Source organism: Tateyamaria rhodophyticola (genome assembly GCF_047777875.1).
Lineage (GTDB): Bacteria > Pseudomonadota > Alphaproteobacteria > Rhodobacterales > Rhodobacteraceae > Tateyamaria.
Window position 1 is genome coordinate 1891862 of record NZ_CP180519.1, and the last position, 24506, is coordinate 1916367.

The window sequence follows — 24506 nt, forward strand, 5'->3', positions numbered from 1 at the left end:
GGATGGGCAGGTGGAACACGGCCCTTCGGGGAGGATTTTTTGGAACAGAGACGGGGTGCAGGCGTGGTTTTCAGAGTTTGCCCAGCGGGACCTTGAGCGCCATGTCGCCTTGGTCGTCGCGGGGCACTTCGCCGGCGCGCATGTTCACCTGCAGGGCGGGGATGATCAGTTTCGGCATCGCCAGTTCCGCATCGCGGGTGGTGCGGAATTTGATGAAGTCGTCGCGCGTCTTGCCTGCGCCCACGTGGATGTTTTCTGCGCGCTGTTCCGCGACGGTGGTTTCCCATGCGATGGCGCGCCCGCCGGGCCCGTAGTCGTGGCAGATGAACAGGCGCGTTGTGTCGGGCAGGGCCAACACTAGCTGGATGCTGTCGTAGAGTTCGCCCGCGTCACCGCCAGGGAAATCACAGCGCGCAGAGCCGCCATCCGGCATGAAGAGCGTGTCGCCGACAAAGGCCGCATCGCCCATCACGTGCACCATGCAGGCGGGCGTGTGGCCCGGTGTGTGCATGGCAAAGCAGGTCATGCCCCCGACAGAATAGGTGTCATTGTCCTGAAACAGCGCGTCAAACTGGCTGCCGTCGCGCTGGAATTCTGTGCCTTCGTTGAAGACTTTTCCGAACGTGTCCTGCACCTCGGTGATCTTCGCGCCAATGCCGATTTTGCCGCCCAGGGCCTGCTGAACGTAGGGCGCGCCGCTCAGGTGGTCGGCGTGCACGTGGGTTTCGATGATCCATTCGAGGCACAGGTTGTGTTTGCGGATGTGCGCGATCATCGCATCCGCACCGTCGAAGTTCAGCGCTCCCGCGGCGTAGTCGATGTCCATAACGGCGTCGATCACGGCGCAGGCTGGTCCGTTTGGCTCCTGCACGATGTAGGAAATCGTGTTTGACCGGTCGTCAAAGAAAGGTGTGACGAGCGGTGTTTGTGACAGATCAGGTGTCATGACGGGCCTCCGCGTGGTCGGGGTCTTGCCGTCAGAGTGCCAGCCCGCCCGGTTTGAGGCAAGTGGGCCATGACAAGGCGCGGGGTCCTGCGGCACTGCACGCACCGGCGCATCAAGCGTGCGGTGCGTGCGAAACCTGAGCCGATTGTGGGCTCACGCCGGGTTGAGATGCGCACATTCCGGTACCGGTGTGACAACGCGGCCCGTGTCGAGGTGGCTGAGCAGGTTGTCGACGACAAGGTTACCCATCGCGGCGCGTGTCTCATGTGTGGCGCTGCCCACATGGGGCAACAACACGACGTTGGACATGGATTTGAGCGCGTCGGGGATCTTCGGCTCTTCCTCGAAGACATCGAGGGCCGCGTATCCCAGTCGCCCGTCCTGCAACGCGGAGACCAGCGCCGCCTCGTCCACAACCGACCCGCGGGACACGTTGATCAAAGTGCCCTCCGCGCCAAGCGCATTGAGCACATCGGCGTTCACAAGGTGATGCGTGGCTGGACCGCCCGGCGTGATGCAGATGATCACATCCACCGCCGCAGCCATATCCACAAGGTTGGCGTGGTATGTGTAAGGCACGTCCTTGGCGCTGCGGGTGTGATAGTGGATGTCTGTGCCAAACGCTTTCAACTTGTCGGCAATGGCCAACCCGATCCGGCCAAGCCCGAGGATCCCCACGCGCCGTCCATCGGCAGAGCGCGACAGCGGCGCATTGCCGTCCCGTTCCCAGGCCCCTGACCGCGCGTGTGCCTCATCGCTGAGGAAATTGCGGTAGCTGGTGAGCATGAGCATGATCGCGGTGGTTGCGACTTCTTCGTTCAGCACATCGGGTGTGTGCGTGACAAGCACGCCACGCGCCACGCAGGCGTCGGTGTCAATCGCGTCATAGCCGACGCCATAGCTTGCCGCGACCTTTGCATTCTTACACGCCTCGAGCACGGGGCCGGGCACGCCGTCATGGCCGTTGGTCACGATATGGGTGATCGCGTCCGCCGGGTAATCATCGCCCACCTTGTGGATCGTAAACCGTTCTTCCAGACGGGTCCGCATGTCATCGGTGATCCCACCGATTTGCAACAGATCAGGCATCCTGCTTCACCTCCTGGCGCTGGGTTCCGAGACCGTCGATGGACAATTCCATCACATCACCCACAGCCAGATAGCGCTGCGGCTTCATGCCGTCGCCCACGCCGGGGGGCGTGCCGGTCGAAATCACGTCACCGGGGTGCAGCGTGAACAGCTGGCTCAGGTGCGAGATGATCTGCGCCACTGAAAAGATCATGGTCGACGTGTTGCCGGTCTGCATCCGGTCGCCATTCACGCTCAGCGACATATCGAGCGCTTGTGGATCCGGCACCTCGTCCCGCGTGACAAGGTACGGGCCCGTAGGTCCAAATGTGTCGCAGGATTTGCCTTTGGTCCACTGGCCGGTCAGGTTCTGCTGAAACTCGCGCTCTGACACATCATTGACGATGCAATAGCCCGCCACACTGTCCAGCGCGTCCGCTTCGGAGACGTATTTCGTTTCCTTTCCGATCACGACGCCCAGTTCGACCTCCCAGTCGGAACGTTTGGACCCGCGTGGCATCACCACATCATCATTGGGCCCGACAATGGCCGAGTTCGCTTTGAAGAACAGTATCGGGTGCGCCGGGATCGGCAGACCCTGTTCGGCGGCGTGATCGGAATAGTTGAGGCCGATGCACAGGAACTTGCCGATGTTGCCGACGCATGGTCCGATCCGTGGGTTGCCATCCACAGCAGGCAGGCTTGCCGGGTCAATCGCACGCAGCCGCGCGATGCTCGCATCGTCCAGAACCGCGCCCGTGATGTCGTCCGCGTGACCGCTCAGGTCGCGCAGCGTATCGCCATCCATCATTCCCGGTTTTTCAGCGCCCGGCGCTCCGTAACGTACGAGTTTCATCGTTCTCCTCTAGTGGTTGTCACGCGGCATATGCGTGCGCGAGATGTCTTTGTAATCGGTCGATCCGCGCAGGGTCATGCCTTCGTCAAAGCGGCCGACATAGGCGCGGAAGATTTCCTGCCACGGGCTTTGGCTTTCCGGCACGGGGAAGCCGCCCGCCGCCATGATGGCCTCGGCCCGCGCCTTGAGCACGGCGTCGTCCACCAACATGTCCGCCGTACAATTGGCCAGATCAATGCGGACCCGATCGCCCGTCTGAAGCAGGGCCAGACCGCCGCCATCCGCGGCCTCGGGCGATGCGTTCAGGATCGAAGGCGATCCGGACGTACCGGATTGCCGCCCGTCGCCCACGCACGGCAGTGCCTTGATGCCCTTTTTAAGCAGGTAGGACGGCGCGCGCATGTTCACGACCTCGGCCCCACCGGGGTATCCTTTGGGGCCTGCGCCGCGCATGAACAGGATGCAGTGTTCGTCGATCCCTTCGGCCTCGTCGTCAATGCGGTGGTGGAAATCCTCGGGCCCGTCAAACACCACGGCGCGGCCTTCGAACGCCTCGGGATCGTCCGGGTTCGACAGGTAGCGGTCGCGGAACTCTTCGGAGATCACGGAGGTTTTCATTATCGCGCTGTCAAAGAGGTTGCCCTTGAGGTTGATGAACCCCGCGCGCTCTTTCAATGGTGCAGAGACGGGCTTGATCACTTCGGTGTTTTCGCTGCGCACGCCGCCGCAGTTTTCACGCATGGTTTTCCCATTGGCCGTGATGGCGTCGGGGTGGGGCAGTAGGTCTGCGGCAATCAGCTCACCGATCACGGCAGGGACACCGCCCGCGTGCTGGTAATCTTCGCCCAGGTATTCGCCCGCGGGCTGCAAGTTCACCAGCAGCGGTACGTCGTGGCCGACGTTCTGCCAGTCGTCATTGTCCAGCGGCACGCCAAGGTGGCGCGCGATCCCGTTGAGGTGGATTGGCGCGTTGGTCGACCCGCCGATGGCGGAGTTGATGACAATCGTGTTTTCAAACGCCTCGCGCGTCATGATGTCGGACGGGCGCAGGTCCTCCCACACCATGTCCACGATCCGCCGCCCGGTCTCATAGCTGATCTGGCTGCGCTCGCGGTAGGGCGCGGGGATCGCTGCCGATCCCGGCAGCTGCATGCCAAGCGCTTCGGCGAGCGAATTCATCGTGGTGGCCGTGCCCATGGTGTTGCAGTAGCCGACGGAAGGCGCAGATGAGGCGACGAGTTCCATGAACCCTTCGCCGTCAATCTCACCGCGCGCCATCATCTCGCGCGCTTGCCAGACGATGGAGCCGGAACCGGTACGCTGTCCCCGGAACCAGCCGTTGAGCATGGGGCCAACCGACAGGGCCACGGCGGGAATGTTCACTGTGGCGGCGGCCATCAGCAACGCGGGCGTGGTCTTGTCACAGCCGATGTTCAGCACAACACCGTCCAGCGGATAGCCGAACAGCGTTTCCACAAGGCTGAGGTAAGCCAGGTTGCGGTCCAGCATCGCAGTGGGCCGCTTGCCGGTTTCCTGAATGGGGTGCACGGGCACTTCGATACATGTGCCACCGGCTGCGATAATCCCGTCGCGGACGCGTTTCGACAACTCGATATGGTGGCGGTTGCAGGGCGACAGATCGCTGCCGGTCTGGGCAATCCCGATGATCGGCTTGCCGGATTGCAGCTCTTCGCGGGTCAGGCCGTAGTTCAGGTAGCGCTCAAGATAAAGCGCGGTCATTTCCGGGTTGTCCGGGTTCATGAACCATTTGCGGGATCGCAGATCCTCGATACCGATTTTCTTGGTGCTCATTGGCCTGACCAGCCTCCGTCGATGATATGTGTGTGTCCTGTGGTGAACGCGCTTTCGTCACTGGCGAGATAAACGACAAGCGATGCGATTTCTTCGGCCTTGGCAACGCGGCCCATGGGCTGGCGGGCGACGAATTGCTTCATCGCGGCGTCATAGCTGCCCAACTCTTCGCCAAGCGCCTTGACGCGGTCGTGCCAGCTTGGGCTTTCGACCGTGCCGGGGCAGATGCAGTTACAGCGGATGCCCTGTTTGATGTAGTCCGTGGCCACGGATTTTGTGAGGCCGACCACGGCGGCCTTCGTCGTGCCATAGATGAAACGGTTCGGCGCGCCGATGATGGAGCCCAAGGCCGACGACATGTTGATGATCGACCCGGACCCGCGCTCCAGCATGCCCGGCAGCACCGCCTGCACCGACCGGAACATCGACCGCACGTTGAGGTCAAATGCGAAGTCCCATTCGTCCTCATCCGCATCCATGATGGTGCCGTGATGGACAAAACCCGCGCAGTTGAACAGCACGTCGGGCTGCGCGTGCCAGACGCCTTTGCGGATGCTGACTGGGTCCAGCGCATCCAGCACATAGGTCTCGATCCCGGCCTCTGTCAGCTCTTCGAGCGCCGCCTCGTTCACGTCCGTGGCAAAAACCTGTGCCCCTTCGGCGGCCATGGCGAGGGCCGATGCCCGGCCAATCCCCTGTCCCGCTGCTGTGACAAGCGCGCGCTTTCCGTCCAGACGGCCCATGACTTCCTCCCATGCGATATGGTGTTGCGCAGACCGACAGGCTGCGGTTTGCTGTTAGCGTATGACAAGCGATGGGTGATGACCAGAGTGGTCCTGACCCTAGGGGAGGATCACGCATGGCATTTGAACAGGTGACGCTACTCGGGACCGGGCTGATGGGTCTGCCCATGGCGCGCAATCTGGCGGCGGCAGGCGTGCCGCTGACGGTCTGGAACCGGACGGCGGACAAGGCGCGACCGCTTGAGGCGCACGGTGTGCAGGTCGCCGAGACGTTGGCGGATGCGGTGCGCGGGGCCGATATTGTGATTTCGATGCTCAGCGATGGGCCAACAGTTCTGGCGGTGGTGGATGAGGTCGAGGGCGCGCTGACGGATGGCGCGCTTTGGATCGACATGTCCTCGACCAAGCCCGAGGAGGCGCGCGCGCAGGCCGCGGCGCTGGCGGATGTTGGCGTGGCGCATCTGGATGCGCCGGTGTCCGGCGGCACCAAGGGGGCAGAGGCGGCAAGCCTTGCCATCATGGTGGGCGGATCCATGACCGATCTGGCACGGGCGCAACCGGTGTTTGAGGCAATGGGGCGGCCCGTGCATGTGGGACCAAGCGGGTCGGGTCAGCTGTCCAAGCTGTGCAATCAGGCGATTGTCGCGGTCACCATCGGCGCTGTGGCCGAAGCGATGTTGCTGGCCGAGCGGGGCGGCGCTGACCCCGCCGCGCTGCGGGCCGCGCTCAAGGGCGGCTTTGCCGACAGCACGATCCTGCAACAACATGGCGAGCGCATGACCACCGGCAATTTCGAACCCGGCGGTCTTTCCAAATTCCAGCTCAAGGACCTCGACAATGTGCTGGTCGAGGCGCGCGCCGCGGGTCTGACCCTGCCGATGGTCGAAGACGTGCGAGACCGGTTCGCGCATTTCGTGGACAACATGGACGGCGCGGACAAGGATCATTCGGGCCTCTATCTGGAACTCTGCCAGCGCAATGAGACGACGTCGTGACCCGCGTTCTCATCCTCGGCGGTGGCGGCATGATCGGCCAGAAGCTCGCCGCACGACTGGAAGCGACAGGCGCGGATGATCTGCACCTGACCCTGCATGACATTGCGTTTCCACCCGGCGGGGCCGGTGCGGACCGACGGATCGGAAACCTTGCCAATCCGGCAGAGGGTGCAGCACTGGCGGCAGAGCGCTTTGACACCATCTACTTCCTCGCCTCCATCGTGTCGGGCGAGGCGGAACAGGTTTTCGACAAGGGCTGGCAAACGAACCTCTGGCCCATGTGGAATTTCCTCGAAGCGTTGCGGGCGCAGCATCGTGCGACCGGCGGTTCCTATGTGCCGCGCGTGGTCTTTACGTCTTCGATTGCTGTGTTTGGCGGGCCGTATCCTGACAAGATCGACGATGATTTCCTGCAATCGCCGCAAACCAGCTATGGCGCGCAAAAGGCCGCGTGTGAGCTTTTGGTGCAGGATTTCTCGCGCAAGGGGTTCATTGACGGCCTGTCCCTGCGCCTGCCCACGATCTGCGTGCGACCGGGCAAACCGAACCTTGCCGCGTCGAGCTTTTTCTCGGGCATCATCCGCGAGCCACTCAATGGTCAGCGCGCTGTGCTGCCGGTGGCCGATACGGTCCGCCACTGGCACGCGTCACCGCGTGCGGCGGCCGGTTTCCTTGTGCATGCGGCAACGCTGGACACCGCGCGACTTGAGGGGCGTCGCGCGCTGAACCTGCCGGGTCTCAGCTGCACCGTTGCAGAACAGATCGAAGCGCTGCGGGCGGCGGCGGGCAATGATGCGGTGGCGCTGATTGATCCCAAACCGGACCCGGACATCGCCCGCATCGTTGCCGGCTGGCCGCGCAATTTCGCGCCTGACCGGGCCAAGGCGCTTGGCTTTGTGGCCGAAGACAGCTTTGACGAGATTGTGTCGATTTACATGACCGACGACCTGCCTGCCGCCTGAGCGTCAGACCAATGCGGCCCGTGGCAATGTCGCGGGCCGTCCCGCGATCAGATGCCGTTCAAAGTGCTCGAAGATACGCTGCCGCATGGTGTCCTCGCTGCCGCTGAGGGCAGCGTCCACGATGGCCTGATGCTCGACGATGTTCTGGGCGACGTGCTGGAATGTGCGGTCGTATTCGGCCTTGATCTGGCGATACCGGTTATAGACTTGCAGGTGCAGTTCAATCAGCATGTCCGAACCGCAGGCGGACAGCAGCGTTTGGTGAAATTCCAGCTCCGCCTCCATCCACAGCTTGGCCAATTCGTCCGTCGCCCCCATCGCGGCGATCCGGCTTTCGATATGGCTGAGCTTGTGATGCGCGGCGTTCAGGCGCGATTCCCACGCCACGCCGCCATGGCGCATCGACCGGCACGCGCCCTCGCATTCCAGCATGATTCGCATCTGTGTGATGTCATGTTGTCTGTCCGCGGAATACTCCGGCATCCGAAACCCGCGTTGCTCCTGAAATTCGACGAGCCCCAGCGACGCCAGCCGCAACAACGCCTCACGCACAGTGCTGGCCGAACAGCCGTAATCGTTGCGCAGAACTTCGGCCCGCAGCTTTTCGCCGGGGGCAAAGGCGCCGGAAATCGCGCGGGTTCTGATGTCTTCGAATACGTCCATATGCGGGCCTGACTGAAGCCGGGTGTTCTCGAACGCTGCATCAGAAATTTCGAGATTTCAAGAAATTCTTGAGAATGCGAGAAATCCAAAATTATTCTTGCGCTATCGTTTCCTTTGCGCCTACGGTTTTTGCACCGATCTTAAGAAGGGCACACCACGAGGCCCACGGTGCTAACATCCTAGGGAGGACCTGATGAAAACCATGTTCAAAGTGGCTGCGGCCGCGGCGCTTGCCGCCACAACCGCGATGACCGCTTCGGCGGAGACCACGAAACTTCGCATTCAGACGCACTATGCCCCCGAGACCGTCTCGGGTCAGCTGGCGGCGCAGTACATCGAAGACATCCAAATGATGTCGGGCGGCGAAATCGAAGTCGAAATGTTCTACAGCTCTTCGGTCGTGAAGTCTGTTGAGACATTTGATGCTGCTGCAACCGGCATCCTCGACTGTGACATGACCGGCGGTGGCTACCAGACCGGCAAAAACTCGGCTTTCCAGTTCGTGGGCGACATCATGGGCGGATACGAGACGCCCTATCAGCAGCTGAGCTGGCTGTATTTCGGTGGTGGCAAGGAAGCCGCGGCACCGCTTTACAACAAATACGGCATGGAGCTGATCGGCTGGTGGGTCTACGGCCAGGAGTCGTTCGCGTCGTCCAAGCCGATCGAGAAAGTTGCCGACTTCAAGGACTGGAAATTCCGCTCGCCCCCCGGCATGGAAACCAAGATCTTTGAAAAGCTGGGCGCCTCGCCCATCGTGATGGACTTCACCGAGATCTTCACCGCGCTGGAAACCGGCATCATTGACGGGGCGGACGCCTCCGGTCTCGCCAACAACGTGGGCCTGGGTCTCTATGACATCGTGAAGTACGCCAACTTCCCTGGCTTCCACTCGATGCCGTCGGACCACCTGGCATGCAACAAGGCCGTGTTCGACGCGATGCCTGAATCGCATCAGCGCATCATGAAAGTGGCCATGGAAGCGCTGGCGCTCCGCACCGCTCTGACGTTCGAGAAGAAGAACGCCGAGGCGGCCGCACAGCTGCGCGCCGATGGCGTGACCCTGTCGCAGTGGGCACCTGAAGAGCTGCAGAAGTTCCGCGATGCGGCACAGGCCACATGGCCCGAGTTTGCCGACACGCCTGAGGCCAAAGCGCTGGTGGATGCACACCTGAGCTACCTCAAGCAGCTGGGCCTCGTGTCCCAATAAGCCAAACGGACCGGAGCCCCGCAGCGCGCGGGGCTCTGGCACGGCACGCGGCTGATCCAAACGCATCAGCTGCGCGCCTTTTTCAGACAACCGCAGGGGGACGTTGCGATGCAGGTGCGTTCGGGCACTCCGGTCGAATGGCTTGTGCCGTTGGCCTTTATCTTTTGCGCGGGTTGGGTGATTTGGCACATGCCTGCCTTCACGCTCGACTTCTATCCCCCCACGGACGAATCCCAATTCGACAAGCTGTCGGCCCTGTTCAAACGCAATGACGTCACGCCCGGAATGGGCGGTCTGTTCGGTGGCTTTGCCGACATCGTGGACTGGGCCACCCTGGTCGGCATCCCTGCGCTGGCCTATGTCGGTGTGCGGACCGTGCGCCGCGCTGGGATGGAGTTCGAAAGCTGGCGCGCCGTGGACCGGCTGGCCGTGTTCATCGGCCGCGTCACGATGATGCTCATCCTGCTGCTCACCTCCGTGATGCTCTATGAGGTGATCGTGCGTTATGTGTTCGAGGCCCCCACGCTCTGGGCCAACGAACTCAGCCTGTGGCTGGCAGGGATGGTGTTTCTCTGTGCCGGTCTCTACGCCATGCAGCAGCGCAGCCATATCCGCATTGTCCTGCTTTATGATGCCGTGCCGCGCTGGTTGCAGCGCGTTTTTGACTGCATCTCGACACTGTGCATCGTGATCTTTGCCTTCTTCCTCGTCTTTGGCGGCTACGGCGAGGCGTTTGACAAATTCTATCGCTGGGAAACATTCGGCACAGCCTTTGACCCGCCCATCCCCGCCACGATCAAGCCCATGGTCCTTTTCGTCGTCAGTCTTGTCGCGCTGCAAGCGGTAGTGAACCTGATTTCCGACTGGAACAAGGAAGAGGTCCACTATGGCGGAGAAGACCTAGATGAAGAAGAGATCGAGCGCATCAAGGCGCAGGTCGGCACCGACGGCGTCAGCGACATCGACGTGACCGGTCAACACGTGACCACGAAGGATTAGGCCCATGGACGTCGGAACAATATCACTGGTCCTGATGCTGGGCCTTATCCTGCTTCTGGCCATCGGCATGCCGCTTGGCTTTGCGTCCGCGTTCATGGCCGTCGTGGTCCTGTTCATGAAGTTCGAACCTGCGGTGCTGATGGACATCACCATGTGGGGCGAAGGGTTCCTGACCGGGCGACCGGGGTCCGGCCCGCTCAATATCCTGCCGCAACGAATATACGGCGACGTGATGACCAGTTACGTGCTGATCTCCATCCCGCTGTTTATCTTCATGGCCGCCCTGCTGGAGCGGTCCGGCATCGCCAAGGACATGTATTCATCGCTCAACGTGTGGCTGAACCGGACGCGCGGAGGCATCGCCATCGTGACGTCGATCATGGCGGTGATCATGGCGGCGATGTCCGGCATTATCGGGGGCGAAGTGGTCCTGCTCGGCCTGATCGCCCTGCCGCAGATGCTGCGGTTGGGATACAATCAGAACCTCGCCATCGGTGTGATCTGTGCCAGCGGTTCGCTGGGTACGATGATCCCTCCTTCCATCGTTCTGATCATTTACGGCCTGATCACCGAAACCTCGATCAAGGCGCTGTTCACCGCGTCCTTCATCCCCGGTTTCATGCTGGCGTCGTTCATCATCATCTACATCATCATTCGCACGCAGTTGCGCCCCGAGGATGCGCCGCTTCCCGATGTGGTCGAGGGTGAGCCGCAGGGCCGGGAAAAGACGCTCTTGTTCTTTGCGTTTCTCACGGTGGTTGTCGCGGGTTTTGCCGCGGTGTTGATGGGCCGGGCGATGTTCTTTGAATTCTCCGGCTCCAACGCCGCCGCCACGGGGGAACAGGCGCGGTTCGGCACGGCACCGTTCATCACGTATTTCGGTGTGACGCTCGCCATTTGCCTTGGCCTGATCTTTGGCGTCTTTGGCCGCGCACGCGCGGCCACGGGTTGGGACATGGGTAAGGGACTTGTCCCGCCCATCGTCGTGATTGGCGTCGTGATGGGGTCGATCTATGGCGGTATCACCGGCATCACCGAAGCCGCCGCCATGGGGGCGCTGGCCGTGTTCGTCATCGCCCTGTTGCGCGGCGAGGCGTCGTTTGATCTGGTCTGGGACAGCCTCATGCGTACGCTCAAATCCACGGGCACGATCGTGTGGGTGACCATCGGGGCCACAGCACTTGCCGGGGCTTACACCATCGCGGGCGGTCCCACCTATGTGGCGGATTTCATCGTTGGCTCCGAACTGCCCACCATGGCGGTGATCCTGTTCATGATGCTGATCCTGCTGTTCATGGGCGCGTTCATGGACTGGGTTGGAATTGTGCTGCTGATCATCCCGGTGTTCCTGCCCATCGTGCTGAAACTGCCCATCGACGAGATCGGCCTGTTCGGTGAGCTGAACCCGCGCCATGTGGCGATCTGGTTCGGGGTGGTGTTCTGTATGAACATGCAGGTGTCGTTCCTGTCGCCGCCCTTTGGTCCTGCGGCGTTCTACCTGAAATCCGTGGCGCCGCCGCACATCTCGCTGACCGATATCTTCAAGGGGTTCCTGCCCTTTATCGGTATCCAGCTGATTGCGTTGTCGGTCCTGCTGGTCTGGCCACCAATCATCTCGATCCTGCTCTAGAGGGCGCGCCATGCTGTCCGCAGCCCAGATTTCGCAATTTCACACCGATGGCTATCTGGTCATCGAGGATGTGCTGCCTGTGTCGTGCATCGACGCGGTGCGGGTGGAATATGCGGATCTGATGGGCGACCTCTATGCCGAATGGGTTGCACAGGGTCGGGTGCCCGGTGGGGTGCCCGATTTTTGGGATCAACTCAGCCTGTCCTATGCCGCGGGATGTGACTGGTTCCAGCCGATGGACATCAGCCTGCCCGGCGGAGAGATCACGCCCGATTGTCCGATGCATTTTGGGCCTGCGATCTTTGATCTGGTGGTGCATGACCGCCTGCTGGATATCGTGCAGTCTCTGCTGGGCCCCGAGATCACGTCGAACCCGATCCAGCACGTGCGGATCAAACCGCCCAGCCCGGACCTCGCCGCGGATGAGGTCCGGGCCCATATCACGGCGACGGACTGGCATCAGGATCGCGGCGTGGGTCACGCGGAGGCGGACAAAACCGACATGGTGACTGCCTGGGTGGCCATCACCGATGCGACCGAGCAAAACGGCTGCCTTCAGGTCGTGCCGGGGATTGACCAGGGCCTGTTGCCCCATTGCCCGCAGGTGCAGACGGCCATCGCGCCCAGACATCTGAAGACCGGTCGCGCGGTGCCGTTGCCGGTTCGGTCGGGGGGCGTGGTGCTCTTTCATCCGCTGGTGCCGCATGCGTCGCTGCCCAACATGTCGGACGGGTTCCGGTGGTCGTTCGACCTGCGCTACAACGTGACGGGACAGCATACCGGGCGTACCCATTTCCCCGAATTTGTCGCGCGCAGCGCGCGGGCACCCGACACCGTGCTGCGCGACTGGCGCGCATGGCGGCAGATGTGGTTCGACGCGCGCGACCGGCTGGCCATCACACCGCATATTCCAATTCACAGATGGGACGGCACCGCGCCGTATTGCGCATGAGCTTTATCCGCCTCGATCCATCCGACACCGTTGTAACGGCCACTCAGGCGCTCGAAGTGGGGGTGCCCGTGGAGGGCGCGCGCACCCGCGCGCTGATCCCGTCCGGGCACAAGATCGCCACACAGTCGATGGCGTGCGGCGATGTCGTGCGCAAATATGCGCAAGTCATCGGATACGCGGCGCAGGACATTGCTGCGGGGGACCACGTCCACACCCACAACGTCGAATTCCGCAACACGGACACGGCCTATGAGTTTGGCACGAACCTGCGCACGGTGGAGCCGGGCCTTGGCGACACGTTCATGGGATTCCAGCGTGAAAACGGCGACGTGGGCACACGGAACTATATCGCCATCGTCACGTCCGTAAATTGCTCTGCCACCGCCGCGCGCATGATTGCGGCGCATTTCACGCCCGAGAGGCTGGCAGATTATCCCAATGTCGATGGCGTCGTTGCGTTTGTGCATGGCACCGGCTGTGGCATGGGCGGGGATGGCGAGGGGTTCGAAGCGTTGCAGCGGGTCATGTGGGGCTATGCCAAACATCCCAACCATGCGGGCGTGCTGATGGTTGGTCTGGGATGTGAGATGAACCAGATCGACTGGTTGCTCGAGGCCTATGGGCTCAAGCAGGGGCCAATGTTTCAGACGATGAATATCCAGTCCGTTGCCGGGTTGCGCCGTACGGTTGAAATCGGGATCGAGAAGGTGACGGCGATGCTGTCCATCGCCAATGCCCAGACGCGTACGCCTTGTCCCGCGTCCGCGCTCAAGGTCGCGTTGCAATGCGGTGGATCGGACGCGTGGTCGGGCATCACGGCGAACCCGGCCTTGGGCTATGCCACCGATTTGCTGGTGGCACAGGGCGGGACTGGTGTGTTGGCCGAAACGCCCGAGATTTACGGTGCCGAACATCTGTTGACGGCGCGCGCGGTGGACCGGGCGACGGGTGAGCGGTTGGTGGGCCTGATCCGCTGGTGGGAGGACTACACCGCCCGCAACAAGGGGTCGATGGACAACAACCCCAGCCCCGGCAACAAGGCCGGCGGGCTGACAACGATTTTGGAAAAATCGTTGGGCGCGGCCGCCAAGGGCGGCACGACGCCCCTGACCGGGGTTTACAAATACGCTGAACCGGTGCGGGCGGCGGGCTTCACGTTCATGGACAGCCCCGGATACGATCCGGCATCGGTCACGGGCCAGATCGCGGGCGGCTGCACTCTGGTGTGCTTTACCACCGGGCGCGGCTCTGCCTTTGGCTCCAAGCCCGCCCCCACGATCAAACTGGCCACCAATACGGAAATGTATGGTCGCATGATCGAGGACATGGACATCAATGCCGGTGACATGCTCACGGACGGCGTGAGCCTCGAAGACAAGGGGCAGGAAATCTATAACATGTTCTTGCGCGTGGCCTCCGGTGAGATGTCGAAATCCGAAGCTCAGGGCCTTGGGGATTACGAATTCGTGCCCTGGCAAATCGGAGCGACCATGTGATGGAATGCCTGACGCCCGCGCAAAAAGCGTCCTACGACGCCAATGGCTACCTCCTGATGGAACGGCGTATCCCGGACGACTGGCTGACCCGCATCCGGGATGAGATTGCGCGGTTTGAGGCCGAAGCCGCCACAATGACGGCCAGCAATGACCGCCTCGATCTTGAGGACAGCCACACGGCCGCGGACCCCCGCCTGCGCCGGATCAAGCTGCCCCACACCATCTCGGACGTGTTCCGCGAGCTGATGTATTCCGATCACGTGCTGGCGCCTGCCCGCGACCTGATTGGCCCGAACCTGCGCCTGCACACATCCAAACTGAACATGAAATCCGCAGGCTATGGGGCGGCGGTGGAATGGCATCAGGACTATGCATTCTATCCGCACACCAATGACGATATCCTCGCCATCGGGATCTGCATTGACGACATGGAAGAGGAAAACGGCCCGCTCATGGTGTTCCCGGGATCGCACACGGGGCCGGTGTTCGATCACCACGTGGACGGCGTGTTTGCCGGGGCCATGCTGCCCGTCGCGAATGGGCTGGATATGGCCGACGCCGTACCGCTGATGGGACCGGCAGGATCCATCAGCATCCACCACGGGCGCATTGTGCACGGATCGGCGCTCAACCGGTCGGATCGGCCCCGGCGCATCCTGTTCTTCGAGATGATGGCGGCGGATGCCTTTCCGATCATGGGCAGCATGACCCGCTGGATCGGGATCGAGGAATACGACACCCGGATGCTCTGCGGGGAACCCACGCTGCAACCGCGGCTCAAGGATATCCCGATCCGCATTCCACAGCCACAACCCAACGTCGCAATTTCCATCTATGAAATTCAGAAGGGCCTGAAAACACGGGCCTTCGACACCATTCCCGCCAAGGAGACATCACAATGAGCACACCCACCATCGGATTTATCGGCCTCGGTCTCATGGGCGGCGCCATGGTTGGACGGTTGCAGGACAAGGGTTATGCGCTGACCGTCATCGCCAACCGGACCCGCACTTATGTGGACGCCGCCATGGCGCGGGGTGCGGCGGAGGTCACAACCGCCAAAGCCGTGGCAGAGGCGTCCGACATCGTCATGCTCTGCATGGACACCTCCGCCAATGTGGAGGCGCGGATGCGCGGCGATGATGGTGTGATCGCGGGGTTGAAACCCGGCGCGGTGGTGATCGATTTCGGCACATCCCTGCCTGGATCGACCAAGACGCTTGGCGCGGAAGTCGCCGCCGCCGGTGGCACGCTGCTTGACTGTCCCATCGGGCGCACGCCGATGCATGCCAAGGACGGTCTTTTGAACCTCATGGGGTCGGGCGACAAGGCGGCGTTTGATCAGGTCAAACCCGTGCTCGACGACCTTGGCGAAAACGTATTCCACCTCGGTGCGTTGGGCACCGGTCATACGATCAAGCTGATCAACAACTTCTATGCGCAGGCCTGCGCCAACGCGATGGCCGAAAGTTTCGCGATTGCCGACGTCATGGAAGTGGACCGTCAAGCGGTCTATGACGTGATGTCCGCTGGGCCGCTGAAATCCGGCATGATGGACTTCATCACCGCCTACGCGCTCGAAGGCAATGACGCCAACCTTGCCTTTTCGATCAAGAACGCGGCCAAGGATGTCGGGTACTATGCCCAGATGTGCGCCGATGCGGGCGTGTCCTCGATGATGTCCGGCAGCACGCTGGACAGCCTCAAGGCGTCCATCGATGCAGGACGCGGCGAAGACTTCGTCCCGCATCAGGTCGACTTTTTCGCCGACCGGTTCAAAGGCTGATCCATGGCCATCGCGGCCCAGGCAAATCAGGACCGCGCGGCCCTCGGCATCATGATGACGCTGGGGGCCTATTTCTTTTTCATGCTGATCGACACGTCGGTCAAATGGCTGGTGCTGGCGGGCCTGCCCGCGTTCCAGCTGGCGTTCATGCGGTATCTGCCGCATTTCATCATCTCGACCGTCCTGCTGCTGCGGCAGGGCATGTCGTGGTCGTCGTTCCAATCGGCGCATATGGGGCTGGTGCTGCTGCGGGGGTTCCTGCTGGCCTCTGCCACGCTTTTCAATTTCATCACGCTGATCTACCTGCCCCTGACGGTCACCGGATCGATCATGTTTTCGGCACCCATCATCGTCTGCGCGCTCAGCTGGCCTTTGTTGGGGGAACGCGTCGGGCCATGGCGGTGGGCGGCGATCATGATCGGCTTTATCGGTGTGCTGATCGTGATCCGCCCGTTCGATGCGGACTTCCACTGGATCGCGCTCCTAAACGTCTACAACGCCATCTCGCTCGCGCTCTATTCCATCATCACGCGCAAGATTTCCGGCGTCGTGGCCCCCGAAACGATGCAATTCTACATGGGTGCGTTCGGGGCCATCATGCTGTTCCCGCTGGCGCTCTGGTCGTGGACGGAACCCGCGACCACACTGGATTGGGTGCTGATGGTGGCGCTTGGCGTTTGGGGCTGGGCCGGGCACGAGATCTTCTCGCGCGCCCACAGCTATGCGCCCGCCAACACGCTCATGCCCTATACCTACAGCTTTCTGCTGTATCTCGCGGTGGCAAGTTACATCGTGTTCAACGACATTCCGGACGCCTACACCCTGACGGGGGCGTCCATCATTGTGCTGTCCGGTCTGGTGATCTGGTGGCGGGCCATGCGGAAGGAAACCCCATGAAAATCGCAGCAATCGGAGAGGCGATGATCGAGCTGTCGATGGTCGGTGACACGCCGCAGATCGGCGTCGCGGGTGATACGCTGAACACCGCGATCTACCTCAAGCGGACGGCACCGGACCTGCGGGTCGATTACGTGACACGGCTGGGCGGAGATGCCTTTTCGGGCCAGATTGCAGCGTTCATCGCCGCGCAAGGTATCGGGACGGATGCAATCGAACGGGACGCGGACAAGACCTGTGGTCTTTACGGCATCACGACGGACGCGGATGGCGAGCGCACGTTTACCTACTGGCGCAACCAGTCTGCCGCACGCGCCGTCTTCAGCTGGCCAGCTGGTCCCAGCTTTGACGTGCTCAAAGGGTATGACGTGATTTACCTGTCGGGCATCAGCCTCGCCATCCTGCCCGCCGATACCCGCGACGGGCTGCTGCGCTGGCTGGCGGGCTACCGTGCTGGTGGGGGCAAGGTGGTCTATGACAGCAATTACCGCCCGGCACTTTGGCCGGATCAGGCCACGGCGCAGGCCATCACGCGGCAGATGTGGCACATGTGCGATATCGCCTTGCCCAGCCAGGATGACGAGGCCGCGATCTTTGACGAAACATTGGAGGCCGTGGCGGAGCGCTTTACCGCTCTGGGCAAATCCGGTGCACTGAAGCGCGGGCCCGAAGGGCCGCTCTGCCTCGAAACCGGGGCATCCGGCGACTATGCGCCTGCGGCGCAGGTGATCGACACCACCGCCGCCGGGGACAGCTTCAATGGCGGCTATCTCGGCGCGCGCCTGACAGGCGCGTCACAGGCGGAGGCCTTGCAGGCGGGTCATGATCTGGCCGCGCGGGTCGTGGCGCATCGCGGCGCGATCATTCCGGCATGATCATCGCGCGCAACGCGGCATCCGGCGCTTCGGCGGCGCAGGCGTTGACCAATGCCGCGGCCTGCGGATCGTCGAGCGGTCGGCCCGCTGCGACCTCGGCCCGGACAAAGTCGATCCACGCCGTCACAGCGGCCTGCAACGCGGGGCTTGGCCCGTGCCGTGCGACGATCGTCTGCGCAATCCGGATCGGCATTTTCTGCGACCCGTCCATCGCGATCTGGCGCAGCCGGTGATGCAGGTTCGGATTGTCGAACCGGCGCAAGAGCGCCCGCGCATAGTCCGCCGCCTGACCGCGCACCGCGTCGGGCAACGTCTCTGCGGCCTCGGCCATCAGCGCCGCTGCGCCGTGTCGCAGCACCGGGTCCGCCACGGCCTCATGCACAAAGACGTGGCCCGCCAGCGTCCCGGCATAGGCGAGATAGGAATGCGCTCCGTTCAACATCCGCAGCTTGCGCATCTCGTGCGGTGCCACGTCGGTGACCCATTGCACGCCCGGCCAGTCGGGGCGCGCCGCGGCAAAGTCATCCTCGACAACCCATTCGGTGAACGCCTCTGTGGGCACGGCCATGGGATCGTCCGCTTCGGCGCGGATCGCGTCGGTTGTGGCCGGGGTGATGCGGTCCACCATACAGGAGGGGAACGTGACCCGCGCAGTCAGGTGCAGCTCTGCCGCTTCGGCAAACCGCGCCACCGCCGCGCCCAACTTCGCGCCATTGCCGGGCAGGTTGTCACAGCTCAGCACCGTGACCGGCGCAGTCCGCCGGGCCAGCCCGCGCGCCAATGCGCCCACAACCGTCATGGCACCCCCGATCAGGTCGGCGTGAACTGCGGCATCGCTCAGGTCGAGCCGTCCGTCCGGCCCAAGGCAATAGGCTTTTTCCGTCACGGTCAGCGTGATCACCTGCGTCGCGGGGTCAGCGATGCGGGCCAGCACGGGCTCGGGATCTTCGGGTGCCACGAGGATATCGCGCAGGCAGGTGATGGGCGTGATCTCAGTCCCCGCAGCGTCCTTGATCACCAGCGCATAGCGGTAGCCTTGCGCCGCCAGCCCATCGCGCACGGTCGCGCTGCGAAAGCTGACGCCGGTGATGTCCCAGCCTGCGGCGTTGTGGGTGTAATGTGCCTGGTGCGCGCGAAAGAAATTGCCGACCCCAAGGTGCAGAATATGGCTCAACATGGTCTCCTTCGGTGCGGCGCAGCGGGTCGGCCCGACCCTAACACAAATGCGCCTTGGCGCACTGTGGAAAAGCCGCCACTCTGGGGCGCGGGAGAACGCCAATGAACGTATTGCTGATCGGAACCGGCATGGTCGCACAGGCCCATATCCTCGCCCTGCACGACGCCGGTGCTGGCGTGCGGCTGGATGCCGTTCTGGGCCGCGATCCGGCGCGGACACGCGCGTTTTGCGACGCAGCATCCCGGACGCTCGGCTATGCGCCGGAGCCTTTCACCGACATGGCCACCGCATTGGCGCGCATGCCGGACATGGCGGTCGTGATCACGCCACCCGATGCGCGGGCCGACATCAGCCGTGCACTGGCCGGGGCGGGCATCCCGACCCTCATGGAAAAACCTGTCGAACGCAGCCTTGCCGGAGCGCGGGCGGTCACGGACATCTATGCGCAGGCCGGTGTACCGCTTGGCTTGTGTTTTCAGCACCGCACCCGCGCCGCCGCGCGCACGTTGCGCGACCGGCTCCGGAGCGGTGACCTGGGCGACATCGTTCACCTGGAGGCGCGCGTGCCGTGGTGGCGCGATCAGGCGTATTACGACGCGCCGGGGCGCGGCACCTATGCCCGCGACGGGGGCGGCGTCATGATCAATCAGGCGATCCACACGCTGGATCTGGCGCTGTGGCTGGTCGGGCCGGTCCGCCGCGTGCAGGCGCTCATGCGCACCAGCCCGCTCCACGATATGGAGGCCGAGGATATTGCGGCGGCCCTTCTGCACCTGCGCTCTGGCGCCAGCGGTGTGCTGACGGCGACCACTGCCGCCTATCCCGGCTCCGCCGAAAGCATCGCGATCACCACCACCAAGGGGCACGCACATCTGCAAGGGGACCATCTGCGGATCGACCTGATCTCGGGCGCGTCCGAGACCATCGCACCGGACACGGGCGGCGGCACGGGGGGCGGTGCGGACCCGATGGCCTTTACCCATGCGTGGCATCAGGCCGTGCTTGAGGATTTCGTGGACGCGCTCGCCAACGACCGCGCCCCGCTCGCCCCACCGGACGAAGCATTGCATGTCCACGCCGTCATCGACGCGATGGAACGTGCCGCCCGCAGTGGCCAGATCACGGAGGTCGCCACATGACCCTTGCCTTTGTCGCCCTCGGGCTGGATCACCGCCACATCTATAGCATGACCGAAAACATGCAGGCGGTCGGCGCGCGCTGCCTCGGCTTCTGGACCGACGGCACGCCGCAGCCGCTTGACGGCTATCGCAAGCGGTTCCCGGACCTGCACCGGTTTGACACGCTCGACGCCGCCCTTGCGGCAGGTGCGGATCTGGCCCTGGTCTCAGCGATCCCGGCGGACCGCGCGGCCCTGGCCATCCGCGCTATGCACAGCGGTCATGACGTGATGACCGACAAACCCGGCTGCACCGACACTGACCAGCTCGCCGTGATCAAGGCGGCCGTGGCGGAAACCGGGCGCATCTGGTCCATCAACTTTTCCGAACGGTTCGAGGTGCCCGCCGTCACGATGGCTGATCAACTGGTGCAGGAGGGTGCGATTGGCCGGGTGGTGCACACCACGGGCCTCGGCCCGCACCGGTTGAACCGCGCAACCCGGCCCGACTGGTTCTTTGACCGGACGCGTTACGGCGGGGTTCTGACGGACATCGCATCGCACCAGATTGACCAGTTCCTGCATTTCACAGGCTCTGATATGGCAGAGGTGACGATGGCCCACGTGGCCAACCACACAAATCGCGACGATCCCGGATTGCAGGATTTCGGAGAGCTGTCGCTGCGGTCGGATCACGCGTCGGGCTATATCCGCGTGGACTGGTACACGCCGGACGCACTGCCCAATTGGGGAGACGGGCGGCTGACCCTTCTGGGCACGGACGGGTATATCGAGCTGCGCAAATACGTGGATGTCGGGGGCCGCGCGGGTGCGGATCACCTTGTCCTGGTCAATGGCACGCGCTGTGAAAACATCGATGCGCGGGGGGCGGGTCTGCCCTATTTCGCGCGGCTGGCGCATGACATCGCGCACCGAACCGAAACGGCGATGACCCAGTCGCATTGCTTTGCGGTGATGGAGCTGGCCCTGCAGGCGCAGGCCATGGCGGAGGCGTCCCAATGACCCGTGTGGCGATCCTTGGGGGCGGGATCGGAGCGCAGCATCTGGCGGCCTATCGCCAGATCAGCGGGTTTGAAGTCGTGCTGATGGTGGATCAGGATGCCGACCGCCGCGCCGCGGTCGAGGCGATGGGCATCGCAACCGCCGACACGATCGACGCGGCCATGGGTGACGGGATTGATCTGGTGGACATCTGCCTGCCGCCGCATCTTCATGCTCCGGTGGCCATTCAGGCCCTTGGGGCTGGCAAACACGTCATCTGTGAAAAGCCGCTCGCCACCTCAATGCGGGACGTGGCCCGGATCGCAGATGCGGCGGAGCACGCGGGCCGACAGGTGTTCCCGGTGTTTCAGTACCGCTTTGGCCCCGCCTTTGATCACCTGCATGCGCTCCGCGCGGCGGGCCTGACTGGACGGCCCATCGCCGCCGCACTGGAAACGCACTGGAACCGGGACGCGGAATATTATGCTGTGCCGTGGCGCGGCACGTGGGCCGGGGAACAGGGCGGCGCGGTTCTGGGCCACGCGATCCACGCGCATGACCTGATGTGCCACTGGATGGGGCAGGTCGAGCGGGTGTCCGCCACCTTGCGCACCTCCGTGAACCCGATTGAAACCGACGATACGGCGGCGCTGACCTTTGCGCTCGCGGGCGGCGCACTCGCCACCAGCTCGGTCACGCTGGGGGCTGCGACGGATACGTCGCGCCTGCGGTTCGTGTTTGAACACCTGACGGCCACGTCACAGACGAACCCGTATGCGCCGGGCGATGGGGTCTGGCAATTTGGCGCCCGCGACCCGGCGCAGCAGGCGCAAGTGGACGCCATCGTGCGGGCCGTGCCGACGGGCCCCGGCGGTTTTGCCGGCTTCCTGACGGAGGTCGCAAGCGCGCTGGCCGGGGCACCGAACCGGGCCGTGACGCTGGCGGATGGCGCGGCATCCATCGCTCTTGTCACGGCGATCTATGCATCGGCGCGTTCGGGCCAGCCGGTGGACCTGCCCCTGTCTGCCGATCATCCAATGCACGAAGGATGGAGACCATGATCGAATGCTGGCGCTGGTTCGGACCGGACGACCCGACCACCCTCGCCGACCTGCCACAGGTCGGGGCCACCGGGGTCGTGACCGCCCTGCATTACATTCCACCGGGCGCTGCATGGCCACAGGACGCCGTGCGCACCCGTCGCGAGATGATCGAGGCCGCGGACCTGCGGTGGGAGGTGGTTGAAAGCGTGCCCGTCTCCGAGGCGATCAAGACACAATCGACCGACTGCGCCGCCCATATCGCAGCCTACAAACAATCGCTCGCCGCTCTCGCGCGGGAAGGGATCACGACGGTCTGCTATAACTTCATGCCGATCCTCGATTGGACGCGCACGCAAACCCACGCGCGGCAGCCGCATGGCGGCACTGCGATGCTGTTTGACCTCGCGCAGTTTGCTGCATTTGACCTTTTTATCCTGAACCGCGCCGATGCGCCGGAGGACTATGGCCCAGACACGATTGCCGCCGCACACGCCGCCTTTGCCCGGATGGATGACACGGAAAAGGCGCGTCTGACCCGGACCGTGATTGCCGGTCTGCCGGGGGCCAATGACGGCTGGCGTCTTGAGGACGTGCGGGCGCGCCTGTCGACCTATGACGGCATCACGCCAGCGCAGTTGCGGCAGCACCTGATCGACTTTCTGTCCGAAGTGGCGCCCGAGGCGGAGCGGCTTGGCCTGCGTCTCTGCTGTCACCCGGACGACCCGCCGTTTTCCCTGTTGGGTCTGCCGCGCGTGATGTCGTCGACCGACGATTATGCCACCGCACTGGATGCCGTCCCCTCGACGGCAAACGGGGCCACGTTGTGCACCGGGTCGCTGGGCGTTGCCGCCGGGTTCGATCCGGTGGAGTTTGTGGCGCGTCTCGGGCCGCGCATCCATTTCGCGCATCTGCGCAACACCAAACGCCTGCCGTCCCCGGACCCGCAACGGCCCGGCTTTTTCGAAGCGCCGCATCTCGAGGGAGACACCGACATGGTCGCAACCATACGCGTCCTTATGGCCGAAGAAAGCCGCCGCCGTGCTGAGGGGCGCAGCGATCACGCCATCCCGATGCGCCCGGACCATGGGCAAGAGCTGCTCTTTGACCGGACGCGGGACAGCCTGCCGGGCTATCCGCTGATCGGGCGGATGCGCGGGCTGGCCGAACTGCGCGGGATCATGGCCGCTGTGGGGTCCGCACCATGACGCGGATCGGATTGGCCGGTGCGGGGCTTGTCGGCCGCCGTCACCTTGACGCGCTTGAGCGGACGCCGGGTCTGACCCTCTCCGCCGTGCTCGACCCCGTACTCGCGTCCGATGATCCGTTGCCCCGTGTCGACACGCTCGAGGCGCTGCTGACGCAAAGCGATGGCATCATCCTCGCCACGCCCAACCGCACGCACCGGCCCATGGCCGAGGCTGCATTGTGCGCAGGCGTGCCGGTTCTCGTTGAAAAACCGTTGGCCGATACGGCCGACAATGCCCGCCAGATCGCGGCGACGTCAGAGGCCACGGGCACCCCGGTCCTGGTCGGGCACCACCGCCGCCACAACCCGATCATCGCCAAGGCCAAGGAGATCGTGGACAGCAGGGACCTTGGCGCAATCACCACCGTGCACGGCAATTGCTGGCTGCCCAAACCCGACAGCTATTTTGCCCAGAGCTGGCGGCAGGGGGCGGGGGCCGGGCCGCTGTTCATCAACCTGATCCACGATGTGGACCTGCTCATGTATCTCTGTGGGCCGATCGTGGCGGTGCAGGCGTTCGAGGCCAACACCACCCGCGCGGCAGAGGCCGAAGAGGTCGTCGCCGCCACCGTCCGCTTTGCCAGTGGCGCGCTTGGCACGCTGAACCTCAGCGATACGGCGCTCGGCCCCTGGAGCTGGGAGCTGACCGCGGGGGAAAATGCGGCCTATCCCAAAACGGACCAAAGCAGTTATCTCATCGGCGGCACGCACGGGTCCCTCGCGCTTCCAAACCTTGCCGTATGGTCACAGGTAAATGGCCCCGACTGGTGGGCGCCCATCACCAAAACGCGCCACCCGGTGGACAGCATCGACACGCTCGTTGCGCAGCTGATCCACTTTGGCGACGTCATCGCGGGCGCACCGCCGAAGGTCAGCGCCACGGACGGTCTGCGCGCCGTGCAGGTGATCGAAGCAATCAAGCAGGCGGCACAAACCGGTCAGACCGTGACGCTCGCATAAATCCCTCGCGTCCCGCGCAACCCGTGATAACTTTACCCCATCGCCATAGGGCAGGGGGTGTCTTCTGGACC

The 24506-nt window shown here is 63.5% G+C and carries 23 protein-coding genes; 16 read left to right on the plus strand and 7 right to left on the minus strand.

Annotated features, from left to right (window positions below):
* Positions 1-70 precede the first annotated feature (70 nt).
* From ACERHN_RS10935 to ACERHN_RS10955, 5 genes are all read right to left on the minus strand, one after another.
* Positions 71-946: an MBL fold metallo-hydrolase gene (locus tag ACERHN_RS10935; protein WP_415922666.1), complete on the minus strand. Its 876-nt coding sequence runs from the start codon at positions 944-946 to the stop codon at positions 71-73.
* A 153-nt stretch (positions 947-1099) separates the two neighbouring features.
* On the minus strand, positions 1100-2035 hold the full coding sequence (locus ACERHN_RS10940) for a 2-hydroxyacid dehydrogenase (protein WP_415922667.1): 936 nt from the start codon (positions 2033-2035) through the stop codon (positions 1100-1102).
* Positions 2028-2870, minus strand: coding sequence for a fumarylacetoacetate hydrolase family protein (locus ACERHN_RS10945; protein ID WP_415922668.1), 843 nt, complete (start codon positions 2868-2870; stop codon positions 2028-2030). Before ACERHN_RS10945 ends, ACERHN_RS10940 begins: the two co-directional genes overlap by 8 nt.
* Positions 2871-2879: 9 nt before the next feature.
* Positions 2880-4682 (minus strand): IlvD/Edd family dehydratase, encoded by a 1803-nt coding sequence (locus ACERHN_RS10950; RefSeq protein WP_415922669.1) that lies wholly within the window; start codon positions 4680-4682, stop codon positions 2880-2882.
* Entirely contained in the window at positions 4679-5425 is a 747-nt protein-coding gene (locus ACERHN_RS10955; protein ID WP_415922670.1) for an SDR family oxidoreductase, read from the minus strand. The genes ACERHN_RS10950 and ACERHN_RS10955 overlap by 4 nt, the downstream gene beginning before the upstream one ends.
* Before the next feature lie 116 nt (positions 5426-5541).
* Between ACERHN_RS10955 and ACERHN_RS10960 the strand changes: the two genes are divergently transcribed.
* Complete coding sequence (locus ACERHN_RS10960) at positions 5542-6420, plus strand: NAD(P)-dependent oxidoreductase (protein WP_415922671.1); 879 nt, start codon at positions 5542-5544, stop codon at positions 6418-6420.
* Complete coding sequence (gene denD / locus ACERHN_RS10965) at positions 6417-7382, plus strand: D-erythronate dehydrogenase (protein WP_415922672.1); 966 nt, start codon at positions 6417-6419, stop codon at positions 7380-7382. Before ACERHN_RS10960 ends, denD begins: the two co-directional genes overlap by 4 nt.
* A gap of 3 nt (positions 7383-7385) precedes the next feature.
* On the opposite strand, the gene ACERHN_RS10970 is transcribed toward denD, so the two are convergent.
* On the minus strand, positions 7386-8045 hold the full coding sequence (locus ACERHN_RS10970; RefSeq protein WP_415922673.1) for a GntR family transcriptional regulator: 660 nt from the start codon (positions 8043-8045) through the stop codon (positions 7386-7388).
* 193 nt (positions 8046-8238) lie between these two features.
* On the opposite strand from ACERHN_RS10970, the gene ACERHN_RS10975 reads away from it, so the two are divergent.
* From ACERHN_RS10975 to ACERHN_RS11015, 9 genes are all read left to right on the plus strand, one after another.
* Positions 8239-9255: a TRAP transporter substrate-binding protein gene (locus tag ACERHN_RS10975; RefSeq protein WP_415922674.1), complete on the plus strand. Its 1017-nt coding sequence runs from the start codon at positions 8239-8241 to the stop codon at positions 9253-9255.
* 108 nt (positions 9256-9363) lie between these two features.
* The gene (locus ACERHN_RS10980; RefSeq protein WP_415922675.1) at positions 9364-10254 is read left to right on the plus strand and encodes a TRAP transporter small permease subunit; all 891 of its coding nucleotides are present in this window, start codon (positions 9364-9366) and stop codon (positions 10252-10254) included.
* Positions 10255-10258: 4 nt separating this feature from the next.
* On the plus strand, positions 10259-11884 hold the full coding sequence (locus ACERHN_RS10985) for a TRAP transporter large permease (RefSeq protein WP_415922676.1): 1626 nt from the start codon (positions 10259-10261) through the stop codon (positions 11882-11884).
* Between the two features lie 10 nt (positions 11885-11894).
* A complete protein-coding gene (locus ACERHN_RS10990; protein ID WP_415922677.1) occupies positions 11895-12836 on the plus strand; it encodes a phytanoyl-CoA dioxygenase family protein in 942 nt (313 codons plus the stop codon).
* Positions 12833-14332 (plus strand): UxaA family hydrolase, encoded by a 1500-nt coding sequence (locus tag ACERHN_RS10995; RefSeq protein WP_415922678.1) that lies wholly within the window; start codon positions 12833-12835, stop codon positions 14330-14332. Before ACERHN_RS10990 ends, ACERHN_RS10995 begins: the two co-directional genes overlap by 4 nt.
* The gene (locus ACERHN_RS11000; RefSeq protein WP_415922726.1) at positions 14332-15234 is read left to right on the plus strand and encodes a phytanoyl-CoA dioxygenase family protein; all 903 of its coding nucleotides are present in this window, start codon (positions 14332-14334) and stop codon (positions 15232-15234) included. Before ACERHN_RS10995 ends, ACERHN_RS11000 begins: the two co-directional genes overlap by 1 nt.
* A complete protein-coding gene (locus tag ACERHN_RS11005) occupies positions 15231-16118 on the plus strand; it encodes an NAD(P)-dependent oxidoreductase (RefSeq protein ID WP_415922679.1) in 888 nt (295 codons plus the stop codon). The genes ACERHN_RS11000 and ACERHN_RS11005 overlap by 4 nt, the downstream gene beginning before the upstream one ends.
* Positions 16119-16121: 3 nt before the next feature.
* Positions 16122-17015, plus strand: a complete 894-nt coding sequence (locus ACERHN_RS11010; protein ID WP_415919071.1) for a DMT family transporter — start codon at positions 16122-16124, stop codon at positions 17013-17015.
* Entirely contained in the window at positions 17012-17890 is an 879-nt protein-coding gene (locus tag ACERHN_RS11015; protein WP_415919072.1) for a sugar kinase, read from the plus strand. The genes ACERHN_RS11010 and ACERHN_RS11015 overlap by 4 nt, the downstream gene beginning before the upstream one ends.
* Here ACERHN_RS11015 and ACERHN_RS11020 read toward each other — a convergent pair.
* On the minus strand, positions 17877-19067 hold the full coding sequence (locus ACERHN_RS11020; protein ID WP_415919073.1) for a mannitol dehydrogenase family protein: 1191 nt from the start codon (positions 19065-19067) through the stop codon (positions 17877-17879). The two genes, ACERHN_RS11015 and ACERHN_RS11020, sit on opposite strands and share 14 nt — an antisense overlap.
* Before the next feature lie 101 nt (positions 19068-19168).
* Between ACERHN_RS11020 and ACERHN_RS11025 the strand changes: the two genes are divergently transcribed.
* Genes ACERHN_RS11025 through ACERHN_RS11045 form a run of 5 tightly spaced genes read left to right on the plus strand, consistent with a single transcriptional unit; the run spans position 19169 to position 24435 of the window.
* Positions 19169-20206 carry a Gfo/Idh/MocA family protein gene (locus ACERHN_RS11025; protein ID WP_415919074.1) on the plus strand — a complete coding sequence of 346 codons (1038 nt, stop codon included), beginning with the start codon at positions 19169-19171 and terminating at the stop codon, positions 20204-20206.
* Positions 20203-21207, plus strand: a complete 1005-nt coding sequence (locus ACERHN_RS11030; protein WP_415919075.1) for a Gfo/Idh/MocA family protein — start codon at positions 20203-20205, stop codon at positions 21205-21207. The genes ACERHN_RS11025 and ACERHN_RS11030 overlap by 4 nt, the downstream gene beginning before the upstream one ends.
* Complete coding sequence (locus tag ACERHN_RS11035) at positions 21204-22247, plus strand: Gfo/Idh/MocA family protein (RefSeq protein WP_415919076.1); 1044 nt, start codon at positions 21204-21206, stop codon at positions 22245-22247. Before ACERHN_RS11030 ends, ACERHN_RS11035 begins: the two co-directional genes overlap by 4 nt.
* The gene (gene uxuA, locus ACERHN_RS11040; protein ID WP_415919077.1) at positions 22244-23434 is read left to right on the plus strand and encodes a mannonate dehydratase; all 1191 of its coding nucleotides are present in this window, start codon (positions 22244-22246) and stop codon (positions 23432-23434) included. Before ACERHN_RS11035 ends, uxuA begins: the two co-directional genes overlap by 4 nt.
* Positions 23431-24435: a Gfo/Idh/MocA family protein gene (locus tag ACERHN_RS11045; protein ID WP_415919078.1), complete on the plus strand. Its 1005-nt coding sequence runs from the start codon at positions 23431-23433 to the stop codon at positions 24433-24435. Before uxuA ends, ACERHN_RS11045 begins: the two co-directional genes overlap by 4 nt.
* The last annotated feature ends 71 nt before the right edge of the window (positions 24436-24506 follow it).

What these genes read in the sequence shown, in the direction of transcription:
- ACERHN_RS10985 (WP_415922676.1), top strand. Translation starts at nt 10,259, where the DNA reads ATGGACGTCGGAACAATATCACTGGTCCTGATGCTGGGCCTTATCCTG.
- ACERHN_RS10980 (WP_415922675.1), top strand. Translation starts at nt 9,364, where the DNA reads ATGCAGGTGCGTTCGGGCACTCCGGTCGAATGGCTTGTGCCGTTGGCC.
- ACERHN_RS11035 (WP_415919076.1), top strand. Translation starts at nt 21,204, where the DNA reads ATGACCCGTGTGGCGATCCTTGGGGGCGGGATCGGAGCGCAGCATCTG.
- ACERHN_RS10970 (WP_415922673.1), bottom strand. Translation starts at nt 8,045, where the DNA reads ATGGACGTATTCGAAGACATCAGAACCCGCGCGATTTCCGGCGCCTTT.
- ACERHN_RS11045 (WP_415919078.1), top strand. Translation starts at nt 23,431, where the DNA reads ATGACGCGGATCGGATTGGCCGGTGCGGGGCTTGTCGGCCGCCGTCAC.
- ACERHN_RS10995 (WP_415922678.1), top strand. Translation starts at nt 12,833, where the DNA reads ATGAGCTTTATCCGCCTCGATCCATCCGACACCGTTGTAACGGCCACT.
- ACERHN_RS10935 (WP_415922666.1), bottom strand. Translation starts at nt 946, where the DNA reads ATGACACCTGATCTGTCACAAACACCGCTCGTCACACCTTTCTTTGAC.
- ACERHN_RS10990 (WP_415922677.1), top strand. Translation starts at nt 11,895, where the DNA reads ATGCTGTCCGCAGCCCAGATTTCGCAATTTCACACCGATGGCTATCTG.
- ACERHN_RS10940 (WP_415922667.1), bottom strand. Translation starts at nt 2,035, where the DNA reads ATGCCTGATCTGTTGCAAATCGGTGGGATCACCGATGACATGCGGACC.
- ACERHN_RS11015 (WP_415919072.1), top strand. Translation starts at nt 17,012, where the DNA reads ATGAAAATCGCAGCAATCGGAGAGGCGATGATCGAGCTGTCGATGGTC.
- ACERHN_RS11010 (WP_415919071.1), top strand. Translation starts at nt 16,122, where the DNA reads ATGGCCATCGCGGCCCAGGCAAATCAGGACCGCGCGGCCCTCGGCATC.
- uxuA (WP_415919077.1), top strand. Translation starts at nt 22,244, where the DNA reads ATGATCGAATGCTGGCGCTGGTTCGGACCGGACGACCCGACCACCCTC.
- ACERHN_RS11020 (WP_415919073.1), bottom strand. Translation starts at nt 19,067, where the DNA reads ATGTTGAGCCATATTCTGCACCTTGGGGTCGGCAATTTCTTTCGCGCG.
- ACERHN_RS10950 (WP_415922669.1), bottom strand. Translation starts at nt 4,682, where the DNA reads ATGAGCACCAAGAAAATCGGTATCGAGGATCTGCGATCCCGCAAATGG.
- ACERHN_RS10955 (WP_415922670.1), bottom strand. Translation starts at nt 5,425, where the DNA reads ATGGGCCGTCTGGACGGAAAGCGCGCGCTTGTCACAGCAGCGGGACAG.
- ACERHN_RS10975 (WP_415922674.1), top strand. Translation starts at nt 8,239, where the DNA reads ATGAAAACCATGTTCAAAGTGGCTGCGGCCGCGGCGCTTGCCGCCACA.
- ACERHN_RS10960 (WP_415922671.1), top strand. Translation starts at nt 5,542, where the DNA reads ATGGCATTTGAACAGGTGACGCTACTCGGGACCGGGCTGATGGGTCTG.
- ACERHN_RS11025 (WP_415919074.1), top strand. Translation starts at nt 19,169, where the DNA reads ATGAACGTATTGCTGATCGGAACCGGCATGGTCGCACAGGCCCATATC.
- ACERHN_RS10945 (WP_415922668.1), bottom strand. Translation starts at nt 2,870, where the DNA reads ATGAAACTCGTACGTTACGGAGCGCCGGGCGCTGAAAAACCGGGAATG.
- ACERHN_RS11005 (WP_415922679.1), top strand. Translation starts at nt 15,231, where the DNA reads ATGAGCACACCCACCATCGGATTTATCGGCCTCGGTCTCATGGGCGGC.
- ACERHN_RS11030 (WP_415919075.1), top strand. Translation starts at nt 20,203, where the DNA reads ATGACCCTTGCCTTTGTCGCCCTCGGGCTGGATCACCGCCACATCTAT.
- ACERHN_RS11000 (WP_415922726.1), top strand. Translation starts at nt 14,332, where the DNA reads ATGGAATGCCTGACGCCCGCGCAAAAAGCGTCCTACGACGCCAATGGC.